The sequence below is a fragment of the Streptomyces sp. NPDC059816 genome (assembly GCF_042732055.1).
In the GTDB taxonomy this organism is placed as follows: domain Bacteria; phylum Actinomycetota; class Actinomycetes; order Streptomycetales; family Streptomycetaceae; genus Streptomyces.
Genome location: NZ_JBHWIQ010000003.1, coordinates 343,600 through 357,267, shown reverse-complemented (window position 1 = coordinate 357,267; position 13,668 = coordinate 343,600). Strand labels below are relative to the sequence as shown.

Genomic DNA, 13,668 nt, shown 5'->3' with positions numbered 1-13,668 from the left:
ATGGTGACGTTCGCGCAGGCGCAGGAGCGCGGCGAGGAGTGGGTCAACGGCGACGTCCCCGCGTACCAGCACCGGGAGGTGCGGGTGCGAGAGTTCGGGCTCGGCTTCGTGGTGTGGGCGGAGGACCGCCCACAGGGCCCGCGCTCGGACGGCGGCGCACAGCGGCTGGTCATCGCCCGGGACGGCGGTGAGGCGACGCTGTGGCCGGGGCTGCCGGTGGGCGAGGTGATCCGCCGGTACGAGGAGGAGTACGGGGCGGTGCAGGGCGCGGCGGAGGACGCCGTGCCGGCGGCGCCGGAGCGGATCGACCTGCACCAGACGTCGTTCCTGCTGAGTCCTCCGGAGTGGTTGCAGGAGGCGGCGGACAAGTTGGGCATCCCGGATCAGCGCCGGGACGCCGAGCAGCGCCGGGACGTCGGGGGCGCCGGGGATGTCGGTGCGGCGGGTGCGGGTGCGGGTGCGGCTGCGGGTGCTGGCGCGTCGGGCGCCGTCTCCGCTTCGAGCAGCGGGGCCGGGGTGTCCGGGCCGTCCGGGGACGTCTTCCCGGGGGCCGCGGCTGCGCCGGCGCAGACGATGGCCGGCCCTCCGGGGCTGGCGCGGACGGTCGCCGGTCCCGGCGCCGCCGACGGCCCGGTCGACGGTCAGGTCCCGGACGCCGTGCCGGCGCCCGGTGGTGGCCCGGCGTCCGGAGAGACCCCGTGGGCCGGGACCGACACCTCGGGCGGCGCGGGCGAGGCGGGCTCGGTGCCGCTGCCGGACACGGTGTTCGCGGCGCCCGTCGTCCCGGAGAGCGTTCCGCCGTCGGTGGCGCCGGACGCCCCCACCGCGCTGATTCCCGGGGGGAGCCAGTTGCCGCCCACCGCGCTGGCGCAGGCGCTGCCCCCGTCGGGGGCTCGGCCCGGTGCTCCGGCGGGCCCGGCGGTGCCGCCTCCGGCGCCCGCTCCCGGGGCGACCCCGCCGCCCGGTGCTTCGCAGGGCGCGCCGTACGGTACGCCGCCGCAGGGTGCCCCGTACGGTGCGTCGCCCCAGGGCTTTCCGCCCGGTCCGCCCGGCCCGGCTGGTACCAGTGGTGCAGCTGGTCCCGGTGGGCCGGCTGGTCCCGGTGGTGCCGTGGGGCAGGGGGGCGCGGGCGGCTCGTTGCCGCCGGGCGCCCAGGACATCGCGGACGCGGCGACGAGCAAGGCCCAGCGACCGCCCCGCAAGTCCCGGGGCGGTGCCGTGCCCCCGCCTCCTCCGCCGCCCGGGGTGCCGGGCGTCCCCGGGGCGCGTCCGGGACCGCCCCCGCCGCCTTCGGGCCCGGGAGCTCCCGGGACGCCGGCCGGGGGTTACGTCCCCACCCAGCTGATGCCGTCGATCCCCCCGGAGCAGCCGGGCGGTCCCGGTGGTGGGGTGCACCACGCGGCGACGATGCTCGCGGGTCCGGCGGTGCAGGGCCCGCCGGGTCCGGGCGCGCCCCCGCCGCCCGGCGCGCCGGGCGTTCCCGGTGGCCCCGGGGCGCACGCTGTTCCCGGGGTGCCCGGGGGTCCGCCGGCCGGTGCGGCTCCCGCCTACGGGTACCCGTCCGCCCCCGCGGGGCAGCCGATGGTGGGCCCCGGGTACCAGGCGGTGCTGCGGTACCGGGCGGCCGACGGTTCGGAACAGCAGCTGATCCGGCGGTCCGCGCCGGGCACCCCCCACCCGGAGTGGCAGATCCTGCACGAACTGCGGGCGCTGAACGTGCCCCCGCAACAGGTGCTGGAACTCCACACCGAGTTGGAGTCGTGCGAACTGCCTGGCGCGTACTGCGCGCGCATGATCCGGGAGAGCTGGCCGCAGGCCCGCATCACGAGCATCGCCCCGTACGGCACGGACCACGCATCACGTCAGCAGGGCATGCGACAGCTGTTGGAGCACCAGGGCGAGCTGCACCAGGTCGCGGACGGGCCGGCCCGTCCCGCGCCGGTGCGGGCTCCGCTGCCCCCGCCGCAGCCGGTGCCGCCCGCCCCGCCGGAGGCGGTCGCCCAGGAGTTGGCGGCGGCGTTCGGGCCGGGGGTCTTCCGGTTCGACCAGCACGCGGTGTCCCGGCAGGGAGTGCCCGAGGCGGTCGCGGTGACGCTCATGTGGGCGGGGCTGCCGATCGAGGTGGGTCCCTTCTTCTGGGCGCAGGCCCAGCCGGGGCGCCCGGTACCGACGTTGGCGGAGCTGGCGCAGGAGCGCGGGGTCCAGCCCGCTCCGGACGCGGGCTCGTACCTGGTGGTGGGCAGCGACTTCGGCAAGGCGATCTGCGTCCAGTACGGCACCGCGAACATCGTCGCCGTGCCGGTCGAGGCGGGCCCGGGCGGCACGGTGGTGGCACCGCAGTTCGTCAACTCCGGGCTGCCGGAGTTCGTGCGGTGCCTGGCGCTGCTCGGCCGGATGTGGCGGCTGCGGTACGGGCTCAACCAGGAGCAGGCGGCCCGGTGGACGGTCGACTTCCAGGCCCAGTTGGTGGCGCTCGACCCGGCGGCCCTGGGCTCGCCGGAGGGCTGGTGGTCCGTGCTGCTGGAACAGATGTGGGACGGCCTGCTGTAGGCCCGGCCAAGGCGCTCGACCTGGACCAGGTCGAGCGCCTCTTGCCTGCCCCGTCCCGCCCGGTGCGCTGTCCCGTGCGCAAGCGCCCCATTCAGGGGCGCGGGGAACTGCGCGAAATCCACCGCGCACCGCACGGGACAGCGCACCGCAGGTGGACGTACGGGATCAGGGGCGCGGGGAACTGCGCAAAGCCGCAGCGCACCCGCACAGGACCCCGTACCGGATGGTGGACGCACCCGATAGGGGCGCGGGGAACTGCGCGAAACCGCCACGCACCCGCACGGGACAGCGCACGCGCAGCGGGACGTACCGAGGGGGCGCGGGGAACAGCGCGAGCAACCACAGCGCACCCGCACGCACACACGGAACAGGGTGGCATGGGCGTGGTGCGTGGGTATGGGGAGTGAAGACCCTGATTCCGACTTTCAGCGGCTTTGGGAGCATCCTTGAGCAAGCGGACGGACGGAGTACGGGGTGGAATCCGTTCCCGGAGGGATCGGGACGGGCCCGGCTCCCCCGTGGGCCCCGGTCGCGCGAGGAGAGGAATCACAGGTGAGCAGTGCAGCAGCGGCGTCGCCCCACGGCTTCGGAACGCAACGCGGCCGTGGCTACCGCCCGGAACAGGTGGACCAGCGGATCGCGGAACTGTCCCGGCTGCGCGACGACGCATGGGAGCGGGCCGCCCGACTGACCGTCCTGGCGAAGGAGATGGACGCGGAGGCGGCGTCGCTGCGGGAGAAGGCGGCGACCCTCGCCCCGCAGACGTACGAGTCGCTGGGTGAGCGCGCGGTGCTCATCCTGACCTCGGCCGAGACGGAGGCCACCGCGGTCCTGGAGGCCGTCCTGGAGGAGGCCGCGCGGACGCTCGCCGAAGGGGAGGAGGCCGGGCGGCTGCTCCGGACGGCAGCCGAACAGCACGCGCGCGCGGTGCGCGATGCGGCGGCTGCGCGGGCCGAGGAACGGGTCGCGGCCGGGCAGACGGAGGCGGCCACCGTCCGCGCGTCGGCGCAGGAGGACGCGAAGGAGTGGCGCGCACAGGCGGAGCGCGTACTCGACGACACCCGGCAACGGACCGCGACGGTCCTCGCCGAGCAGGAGCGGGACCTCGCGGACCGCGGTCGGACGGCCGACCGGTCCCTCGCCGAGCGGGAGACCGAGGCCGACGCGGCACGCGACGAACTGCTGGCCCGGGCCGAGGCCCGGCTCGCGGAGGCCGAACGCGCCCATGCGGACACGGAGGAGGCCGCGCTCCGCGGCCAGCAGGACGCGGAGGCCGAGGCCGCACGGGTGCTCGCGGAGGCGGAGGCCCGCGAGGAGCGGATCGCCCGGGAGACGGAACGGGTGCTGCGGGAGCACGGGGAGCGGTGGGACGAGGTACGGGCCCACATGGCGCACGTGCGCAGCAGCCTGGCCGCGCTGACGGGAGCGGTGCCCGAGGAGTAGGCCCCGAACGCGGGGCCCTGGTGAACGGCAGTACGGCGTCCTGGCGGACGTCGGTGCGCGGTGCCCGATGAGGCCCGCTGTCGGCCCGAGAGGGGTGCCCGGAATCCGCGTCGGCGGGGGCGCGGGCGGGCCGTCGTCCGGCGCGGGCTTGACCTTCACGTAGCGGGAGGGAGCAGCCTGGGCTGCGAGCAACGGAGTACTCGACCCTGAGAGTTCTCCCTCCGCGGGCGGAGAACCCCTAGGGGTACCTCGGCAGGAGGGTGTGGTTCGGCTTCGTACCACCGGAGGACGTGGCGGCCCGCCCGCGTCCTTAGATTGGTCCTACACGGCGGGGGAGCGCCGGGACCGACGGGTCCGGTGGCCCCCCTGCTGTGGACCGCAGGGCCGGGGGTGGGGTTTTCCCCAGGGAAAGACTGCGCTCTGCACCAGGGCGCCGCACCCCCTCCGCGTTCGAGACTGTTTGGCGTCAGGACACCACCGCAACACCGCACCGCACCGGACCACCGCACCGCCGGATCGCCCGCCGACCGGGCCCGCCACTGCTCGACCCATCGACTGCTGGTGGAAGCCTGCGCGCTTCTACTGACCGACATAGGAGACATACCGTGACAACGGCTGTGACCACCCCCCAGCACGGGGGTACGGGAGGGCGTACGGCCGTAGCCGCCCGGGCGCGACAGGTCGTGAAGGCGTACGGCTCGGGGGAGACCCGGGTCGTCGCGCTGGACCGCGTCGACGTCGACATTGCGCGCGGGCAGTTCACCGCGATCATGGGCCCCTCGGGCTCCGGCAAGTCCACGCTGATGCACTGCCTCGCCGGGCTGGACACGGTGACGGAGGGGCACATCTACCTGGACGAGACCGAGATCACGGGCCTCAAGGACAAGAAGTTGACCCAACTGCGCCGGGACCGGATCGGCTTCATCTTCCAGGCGTTCAACCTGCTCCCGACGCTGAACGCGTTGGAAAACATCACCCTGCCGATGGACATAGCCGGCCGCAAGCCGGACCGCGCCTGGCTGAACCGGGTGGTCGAGACGGTCGGCCTCGCCGGGCGGCTCAAGCACCGGCCGACCCAGCTCTCCGGCGGTCAGCAGCAGCGGGTCGCCGTGGCGCGGGCCCTCGCCGCCCGCCCCGAGATCATCTTCGGTGACGAGCCCACCGGCAACCTCGACTCCCGGGCGGGCGCGGAGGTCCTCGGCTTCCTGCGCCGCTCGGTGGACGAGCTGGGCCAGACGATCGTGATGGTCACCCACGACCCGGTGGCCGCCTCCTACTCGGACCGCGTGCTGTACCTCGCCGACGGCCGCATCGTCGACGAGATGCTCCAGCCCACCGCCGAGGCCGTCCTCGACCGCATGAAGGACTTCGACGCCCGGGGGCGCACGTCATGACGGTCATGAAGACGTCCCTGCGCAACTTCCTCGCGCACAAGGGAAGAATGGCGCTGTCGGCGGTGGCGGTACTGCTGTCGGTCGCGTTCGTCTGCGGCACCCTGGTGTTCACGGACACCATGAACACCACGTTCGACAAGCTGTTCGGCGCGACGTCCTCCGATGTCACGGTCAGCGCCAAGAACGCCGAACTCGCCGGCGAGGCCACCCCCACCGGACGCCCGGAGACGGTGCCCGCCTCCGCGGTGTCCAAGGTGGCGAAGGTCGAGGGCGTCAAGTACGCCGAGGGCTCCATCGCCTCCACCGGTGTCACGGTCGTCAACGCGAAGAACGAGAACATCGGATCGACGAGCGGAGCCCCGACCTTCGCGGGCAACTGGACCCGCAACGACCTGCGGTCCATGGAGATCACTTCGGGGAACGCCCCGCGCGGCCCCACCGACGTCATGGTCGACGCCGACACCGCCGAGAAGCACGACCTGAAGCTCGGTGACGAACTGCGGACGATCACGGCCAAGGGCGACTTCACGGCCAAGATATCCGGCATCGCCTCCTTCAAGGTCACCAACCCGGGCGCGGCCATCGTCTACTTCGACACCAAGACCGCGCAGCAGCAACTGCTCGACGACACCGCCGCGTTCACCCAGATCAACGTGACCGCCGCCGACGGGGTCAGCGACACGGCCCTCAAGGGCAACATCGCCGAGGCGGTCGGCTCCGGCACCTACAAGCTCCAGACCCAGGAGGAGGCCGCCGAGGCCGGCCGCGACGAGGTCGGCTCCTTCCTCGACGTCATGAAGTACGCCATGCTCGGCTTCGCCGGGATCGCGCTGCTCGTCGGCATCTTCCTCATCGTCAACACCTTCTCCATGCTGGTGGCCCAGCGCACCCGCGAGATCGGCCTGATGCGGGCCATCGGTTCCTCGCGCAAGCAGATCAACCGGTCCGTGCTGGTCGAGGCGATCCTGCTCGGCGTGGTCGGTTCCCTGCTCGGAGTCGGCGCCGGAGTCGGCCTCGCGGTCGGCCTGATGGAACTCATGGGTTCCATGGGCATGGAACTCTCCACGGAAGACCTCACCGTCAAGGCGACCACCCCGATCGTGGGTCTGGTCCTCGGCGTCGTCGTCACGGTCCTCGCGGCGTATCTCCCGGCGCGTCGGGCGGGCAAGGTCTCCCCGATGGCCGCCCTGCGGGACGCGGGCACCCCCACCGACGGCAAGGCCGGGCTGATCCGCGGCATCATCGGCCTCACCCTCACCGGTGCCGGCGGCGCCGCGCTCTTCGCGACGGCCAACGCCGACAAGGCGAGCGAGGGCTCCCTGTACCTCGGGCTCGGCGTGGTCCTCACCCTGATCGGCTTCATCGTGATCGGCCCGCTCCTCGCGGGTGCCGTGGTCCGGGCGCTCAGCGTCGTCGTCCTGCGAGCCTTCGGACCGGTCGGTCGGATGGCCGAGCGGAACGCGTTGCGCAACCCGCGCCGCACCGGTGCCACCGGCGCGGCCCTCATGATCGGCCTGGCCCTGGTGGCGTGCCTGTCGGTGGTCGGCTCCTCCTTGGTCGCCTCGGCCACCGACGAGCTGGACAAGTCGGTCGGCGCGGACTTCATCGTCCAGTCCGACTCGGGGCAAGGCATCGTCGGCGACGCCGAGAAGGCGATGCGCGCCAACCAGGACCTCGACCACGTGAGCCGCTACAAGATCGTCGACGCCAAGATCACCACGCCGGACGGCAAGACCGAGTCCTCCGACCTGTCCGCCGCCGACCGCACCTACGCCCAGGACCTGCGCCGCGAGGTGACCGCGGGCGAGCTCGCCGCCGCCTACGGCGAGGACGCGATGTCGGTGGGCAGCGACTACGCCGAAGACCACGGGGTGAAGCTCGGCGACACGCTCACCGTGGCGTTCAAGGGCGGCGAGACGGCGAAGCTGAAGGTGGCCGCGATCACCGCCGGCGACGCCACGATCGACGCCGACTCCCGTTACGTCAACATCACCACCGTCGAGAAGTACCTCCCCGCGGACCGCATGCCGCAGAGCGCGATGCTCTTCGCCAAGGCCAAGGACGGCAAGGCCGACGCGGCGTACACCTCGCTCAAGGACAGCCTGAAGGAGTACCCGCAGTACGTGGTCCGGGACCAGACCGACTACAAGGAAGAGCTGGAGAACCAGGTCGGTCAGCTCCTGAACATCGTGTACGGGCTGCTGGCCCTGGCGATCATCGTGGCCGTGCTCGGTGTGGTGAACACGCTGGCGCTGTCCGTGGTGGAGCGCACCCGGGAGATCGGCCTGATGCGGGCGATCGGAATGTCCCGCCGCCAGCTGCGCCGGATGATCCGCCTGGAGTCCGTGGTCATCGCCCTGTTCGGTGCGCTGCTGGGCCTCGGACTGGGGATGGGCTGGGGCACGACCGCGCAGAAGCTCCTGGCGCTGGAGGGGCTCGGGATCCTGGAGATCCCGTGGCCCACGATCCTCACGGTGTTCGTCGGCTCGGCCTTCGTCGGACTGTTCGCCGCGTTGGTCCCGGCGTTCCGTGCGGGACGTATGAACGTCCTCACGGCGATCGCCACGGACTAGGCCGTGTTCTAGGTCGGGTTCGCCCCGCACCCCGCGCCTCCCCACGGCGCGGGGTGCTCCCCGTTCCCCGGTGATTCCCCGGTGCGCTGCCCTGTGCGGGTGCATGGTGGTCACCCGCGCAGTTCCCCGCGCCCCTCAAGTACGTCCACCTGCGGTGCGCTGTCCCGTGCAGTGCGCTGTGGCTTTGCGCAGTTCCCCGCGCCCCTATCGGGTGCGCCCACCACCCGGTGCGCGGTCCCCCGCAGGCGCGGAGAGCCAACCCTCCCCGAGAAGCCCCCCCATCAGGGGCGCGGGGAACCGCGCAAAATCAACCGAGCACCCGCACGGAACCCCGCACCGGCAGGTGAACGCACCGGATCAGGGGCGCGGGGAACTGCGCAAAAACCACAGCGCACCCGCACGGGCCACCGCACGGGACCGGCAACGCCCCCACACGGAAACGAAACCCCCACCCCCCACGCCGGACGGCGTACGCTGAGAAAACCCCGGTCCCCCAAGAACCGGGGCATTCGTGTTGCCCAACCACCGGGACGGAAACCCCTTCATGAGCCTGCACGGCCTGCTGGACGCCGTAGCCGAGGACCCCGCCCTCACCGAAGCCGTGGCCGCCGCCCGCGACGCCCGCCGACCCCACGTCGACCTCGTGGGCCCACCAGCGGCCCGCCCCTTCGTGGTGGCCGCCCTCGCCCGGCAGACGGACCACCCGATCCTCGCGGTGACGGCCACCGGCCGCGAAGCCGAGGACCTGGCCGCAGCGCTCCGCTCCCTGCTCCCGGCCGACGGCATCGTGGAGTACCCGTCCTGGGAGACCCTGCCCCACGAGCGGCTGTCGCCCCGCTCGGACACCATGGGCCGCCGTCTCGCCGTGCTGCGCCGGTTGACGCACCCCCGCCCCGACGACCCGGAGACGGGCCCCGTCTCGGTCGTGGTCGCCCCGATCCGCTCGGTGCTCCAGCCGCAGGTGAAGGGCCTCGGCGAACTGGAGCCCGTGGCCCTGCGCACCGGCCAGCAGGCCGACCTGGGCGCGACGGTCCAGGCGCTGGCCGCCGCCGCGTACGCACGGGTGGAGCTGGTGGAGAAGCGCGGCGAGTTCGCCGTGCGCGGCGGCATCCTGGACGTGTTCCCGCCGACGGAGGAACACCCGCTGCGGGTGGAGTTCTGGGGCGACGACGTCGAGGAGATCCGGTACTTCAAGGTCGCCGACCAGCGCTCCCTGGAGGTCGCCGAGCACGGCCTGTGGGCGCCCCCGTGCCGTGAGCTGCTGCTCACCGCGAGCGTGCGCGCCCGGGCCGCGGCCCTCGCCGAGGCCCACCCCGAGCTGGGCGAACTCCTCGGCAAGATCGCCGAGGGCATCGCCGTGGAGGGCATGGAGGCACTGGCGCCGGTGCTGGTCGACGACATGGAACTGCTGCTGGACGTGCTGCCCGTCGGCAGCATGGCCGTGGTGTGCGACCCGGAGCGGGTGCGCACCCGCGCGGCGGACCTGGTGGCCACCTCGCAGGAGTTCCTCCAGGCGTCCTGGGCGGCGACCGCGGGCGGCGGCGAGGCCCCGATCGACGTCGGCGCGGCCTCCCTGAGGTCCATCGCGGAGGTCCGGGAGCGGGCCCGCGAGCTGGGCGTGATGTGGTGGTCGGTGTCCCCGTTCGCCGCCGACGAGAGCGCGTTCCCGGCGGAGACGGACACCCTGAAGCTGGGGATGCACGCCCCGGAGACGTACCGGGGCGACACCGCGCGGGCCCTCGCCGACACCAAGGGCTGGCTGGCGGACGGCTGGCGCACGGTGTTCGTCACCGAGGGGCACGGTCCGGCGGCCCGTACCGTCGAGGTCCTGGGCGGCGAGGGCATCCCGGCCCGCCTCACCAGCCTCGACGGCGCCACCCGAAAGAGTGCCGAGGGCGGGACCGGCAGCCAGCTGAGCCCGGCCCTGGTGCACGTGGCCTGCGGATCGATCGAGTACGGCTTCGTCGACCCGCACCTCAAGCTGGCCGTCCTCACCGAGACGGACCTGTCGGGGCAGCGCACGGCGACCAAGGACGGGCAGCGGATGCCGGCCCGCCGCCGCAAGACCATCGACCCCCTGAGCCTGGAGACGGGCGACTACATCGTCCACGAGCAGCACGGCGTCGGCCGCTACATCGAGATGGTGCAGCGCACGGTGCAGGGGGCCACCCGCGAGTACCTGGTGGTGGAGTACGCACCCGCCAAGCGCGGTCAGCCCGGGGACCGGCTGTACATCCCGACCGACCAACTGGAACAGATCACCAAGTACGTCGGCGGGGAGGCACCCACCCTGCACCGGCTCGGCGGCGCCGACTGGACGAAGACGAAGGCCCGCGCCAAGAAGGCCGTCAAGGAGATCGCCGCCGACCTGATCAAGCTGTACAGCGCCCGGATGGCGGCGCCCGGCCATGCCTTCGGCCCGGACACCCCCTGGCAGCGGGAGTTGGAGGACGCGTTCCCCTACGTGGAGACCCCCGACCAGCTGACCACGATCGCCGAGGTCAAGGAGGACATGGAGAAGACGGTCCCGATGGACCGGTTGATCTGCGGTGACGTGGGTTACGGCAAGACGGAGATCGCGGTGCGCGCCGCGTTCAAGGCGGTGCAGGACGGCAAGCAGGTGGCCGTGCTGGTGCCGACGACGCTCCTGGTGCAGCAGCACTTCGGCACGTTCAGCGAGCGGTACGGGCAGTTCCCGGTGAAGGTGCGCGCGCTGAGCCGGTTCCAGACGGACACGGAGTCGAAGGCCACCCTGGAGGGCCTGCGCGACGGTTCGGTCGACATCGTGATCGGTACGCACCGGCTGTTCGCGGCGGAGACCAGGTTCAAGGACCTGGGCCTGGTCATCGTGGACGAGGAACAGCGGTTCGGCGTCGAGCACAAGGAGCAGCTGAAGAAGCTGCGGGCCAACGTCGACGTGCTGACGATGTCGGCGACGCCGATCCCGAGGACCCTGGAGATGGCGGTGACCGGCATCCGGGAGATGTCGACGATCACCACCCCGCCGGAGGAGCGGCACCCGGTGCTCACCTTCGTCGGCCCGTACGAGGAGCGGCAGATCGGTGCGGCGATCCGTCGTGAACTGCTGCGCGAGGGCCAGGTCTTCTACATCCACAACCGGGTCGAGTCCATCGACCGGGCGGCGTCGCGGCTGCGGGCGATCGTCCCGGAGGCGCGGATCGCGACGGCGCACGGTCAGATGTCGGAGCAGTCGTTGGAGCAGGTCGTCGTCGACTTCTGGGAGAAGAAGTACGACGTGCTGGTGTCCACGACGATCGTGGAGTCCGGGATCGACATCTCCAACGCCAACACGTTGATCGTGGAGCGCGGTGACAACTTCGGACTGTCGCAGCTGCACCAGTTGCGCGGCCGGGTGGGTCGGGGGCGCGAACGCGGGTACGCGTACTTCCTGTACCCGCCGGAGAAGCCGCTCACGGAGACGGCGCACGAGCGGTTGGCGACGATCGCCCAGCACACCGAGATGGGCGCGGGCATGTACGTCGCGATGAAGGACCTGGAGATCCGCGGTGCGGGCAACCTCCTGGGCGGCGAGCAGTCGGGCCACATCGCGGGCGTCGGTTTCGACCTGTACGTCAGGATGGTCGGCGAGGCCGTGGCGGACTACCGGGCGTCCCTGGAGGGCGGTGTGGAGGAGGAACCGCCGCTGGAGGTGAAGATCGAACTTCCGGTCGACGCGCACGTTCCGCACGACTACGCGCCCGGTGAGCGGCTGCGGCTCCAGGCGTACCGGTCGATCGCCTCGGCCAACACCGAGGAGGACATCGCGGCGGTCCGCGAGGAGCTCACCGACCGGTACGGCAAGCTGCCGGAGCCGGTGGAGAACCTGTTGCTGGTGGCCGGGCTGCGGATGCTGGCCCGGGCGTGCGGGGTCGGTGAGGCGGTGCTCCAGGGCACGAACATCCGGTTCGCGCCGGTGGAGTTGCGGGAGTCGCAGGAGCTGCGGCTGAAGCGGCTGTACCCCGGTTCGGTGATCAAGACGGCGACCCGGCAGGTGCTCGTGCCCCGTCCGAAGACGGCGAAGGTCGGCGGCAAGCCGCTGACGGGACGTCAGCTGCTGGCGTGGACGGGCGAGTTCCTGACCACGATCCTCGGCTCGTAACGGACGCGGTCGAAGGGGGAGGGCGCAGTGTCGTACGCGAGCGGTGCGGGTCTCCGGGGCTCGCGCCGGTGACGGAGGACGCGGACCGGGTACGCAGCGTGTGTGGGGTGTGGTCGGCTGTGCGTAGGGGGAGGCACGTGAGTCACAGGATGCTGTCTACTCGCAGGAAGAGGGCCGTCCTTACGGTCGCCGTTGCCGCCGCGCTCCTCGCGGGTTGCGATGCCCTGGAGTCGGGCGGCAGCTCTGCGGGGTCCGGACCAGATGCCACTGCCGGGCGGGCGGCGAGCCCGCTGACGAATCAGGACGGAACGAAGCCGGGGCTCGGCGCGCTCACGTCGGAGGCGGACAAGGCCGACGCGCGCAAGCTCGTCGACGAACTCGCAGTCAAGGGGCGTGGGCCGAAGACGGGCTACGAACGGGACGAGTTCGGCTATGCGTGGATGGACACGGCGGATGGGGTGCCGCTGGCGCGGAACGGTTGTGACACGCGGAACGACTTGCTGGAACTCCATGGACGGGACGTGCAGTTCCGTACCGGTTCCGACTGCGTGGTCGTGTCGATGGACCTGTACGACCCATACACCGGCAAGGACATCGCCTGGAAGAAGGCCAAGGCCACCGAGGTGCAGATCGACCATGTGGTGCCGCTGTCGTACGCCTGGCAGATGGGGGCTTCCCGTTGGAGCGAGGAGAAGCGGCAGCAGCTGGCCAACGACGTGCTGAATCTTCTGCCGGTCTCGGGCTCCACGAACTCCTCCAAGCGCGATTCCGGTCCGGCGTCCTGGCTGCCGCCGAACAAGGAGATCCGCTGCTCGTACGCGGTGCGGTTCGCGCAGGTGGCCCTCAAGTACGACCTCGCGGTGACGGCGGCGGACAGGGCGACGATGTGGAAGCAGTGCCAGGGCTAGGGTGCGCTGTCCTTCTTGAGCTCGGCCACAGCGAGGAGGTGCAGGTCGGGTCCCGTGACGGGGAATGGTTCTGCGCGCGGGCCTGGGCGCAGCTGCTCAGCGACCAGGGACGCCAAGCCGAGGCGCTGGAGGTGCTTTCTCCGTACGTTGCCACTGGCTGGTGGCCGGCAGCCCGGGCCCAGGCGGAGCTGCTGGAGAGCCGGGGGTGGGCGGAGGAAGCGATCGCGCGTGCCCGCTCCCACCCCGAGGCCGCCACCTCGTACGCGGCGCCGCACATCGCCGAGCTGCTCGGCGGCGCCGGACGCATCGACGAGGCTGTTGCCGTTCTCGCACAGCACGCCCCCGCGAACAGCCATGATCTGGCCGGTCACCTCATCGACCTGGGTCGTGTCGAAGACGCTGTCGTACTTCTTCAGCACCGCGATTCCGCCGCGACGCGGACGGTTGCGCAGGGGACCGACGCGCGATGCACGCGCAGTGCGCTGCGCGGTCCCCCGCGAGCACAAAAAGCCGAACTCCCCGGGAAGCACCCCCCACCAGGGGCGCGGGGAACTGCGCAGAACCACCGCGCACCGCACAGGACAGCGCACCGACAACTGGACGCACCCGATCAGGGGCGCGGGGAACTGCGCAAAACCACAGCGCACCGCACGGAAGCAGCGCACCGGCAGGTGAACGCA

General features: G+C 72.2%; 7 protein-coding genes. 6 read left to right on the top strand and 1 reads right to left on the bottom strand.

The window, feature by feature from the left end; genetic code table 11:
• From ACFV88_RS06360 to ACFV88_RS06335, 6 genes are all read left to right on the top strand, one after another.
• The gene (locus tag ACFV88_RS06360; protein WP_385486605.1) at positions 1-2,550 is read left to right on the top strand and encodes an SUKH-4 family immunity protein; all 2,550 of its coding nucleotides are present in this window, start codon (positions 1-3) and stop codon (positions 2,548-2,550) included.
• 552 nt (positions 2,551-3,102) lie between these two features.
• Positions 3,103-3,993 (top strand): cellulose-binding protein, encoded by an 891-nt coding sequence (locus tag ACFV88_RS06355; RefSeq protein ID WP_385486603.1) that lies wholly within the window; start codon positions 3,103-3,105, stop codon positions 3,991-3,993.
• 605 nt (positions 3,994-4,598) lie between these two features.
• Positions 4,599-5,387, top strand: coding sequence for an ABC transporter ATP-binding protein (locus ACFV88_RS06350; protein ID WP_385486601.1), 789 nt, complete (start codon positions 4,599-4,601; stop codon positions 5,385-5,387).
• Entirely contained in the window at positions 5,384-7,960 is a 2,577-nt protein-coding gene (locus ACFV88_RS06345; RefSeq protein WP_385486600.1) for an ABC transporter permease, read from the top strand. Before ACFV88_RS06350 ends, ACFV88_RS06345 begins: the two co-directional genes overlap by 4 nt.
• 544 nt (positions 7,961-8,504) lie before the next feature.
• Positions 8,505-12,080 carry a transcription-repair coupling factor gene (mfd, locus tag ACFV88_RS06340; RefSeq protein WP_385486598.1) on the top strand — a complete coding sequence of 1,192 codons (3,576 nt, stop codon included), beginning with the start codon at positions 8,505-8,507 and terminating at the stop codon, positions 12,078-12,080.
• A gap of 149 nt (positions 12,081-12,229) precedes the next feature.
• Positions 12,230-12,988 carry an HNH endonuclease family protein gene (locus ACFV88_RS06335; protein WP_385486755.1) on the top strand — a complete coding sequence of 253 codons (759 nt, stop codon included), beginning with the start codon at positions 12,230-12,232 and terminating at the stop codon, positions 12,986-12,988.
• On the opposite strand, the gene ACFV88_RS06330 is transcribed toward ACFV88_RS06335, so the two are convergent.
• Positions 12,985-13,407: a hypothetical protein gene (locus ACFV88_RS06330; RefSeq protein ID WP_385486596.1), complete on the bottom strand. Its 423-nt coding sequence runs from the start codon at positions 13,405-13,407 to the stop codon at positions 12,985-12,987. The genes ACFV88_RS06335 and ACFV88_RS06330 overlap by 4 nt on opposite strands.
• Positions 13,408-13,668: the final 261 nt, after the last annotated feature.

Excerpts from the sequence above, each read along its gene's own strand:
- ACFV88_RS06335 (WP_385486755.1), top strand. The coding sequence starts at position 12,230 with ATGCTGTCTACTCGCAGGAAGAGGGCCGTCCTTACGGTCGCCGTTGCC.
- ACFV88_RS06360 (WP_385486605.1), top strand. The coding sequence starts at position 1 with ATGGTGACGTTCGCGCAGGCGCAGGAGCGCGGCGAGGAGTGGGTCAAC.
- ACFV88_RS06345 (WP_385486600.1), top strand. The coding sequence starts at position 5,384 with ATGACGGTCATGAAGACGTCCCTGCGCAACTTCCTCGCGCACAAGGGA.
- mfd (WP_385486598.1), top strand. The coding sequence starts at position 8,505 with ATGAGCCTGCACGGCCTGCTGGACGCCGTAGCCGAGGACCCCGCCCTC.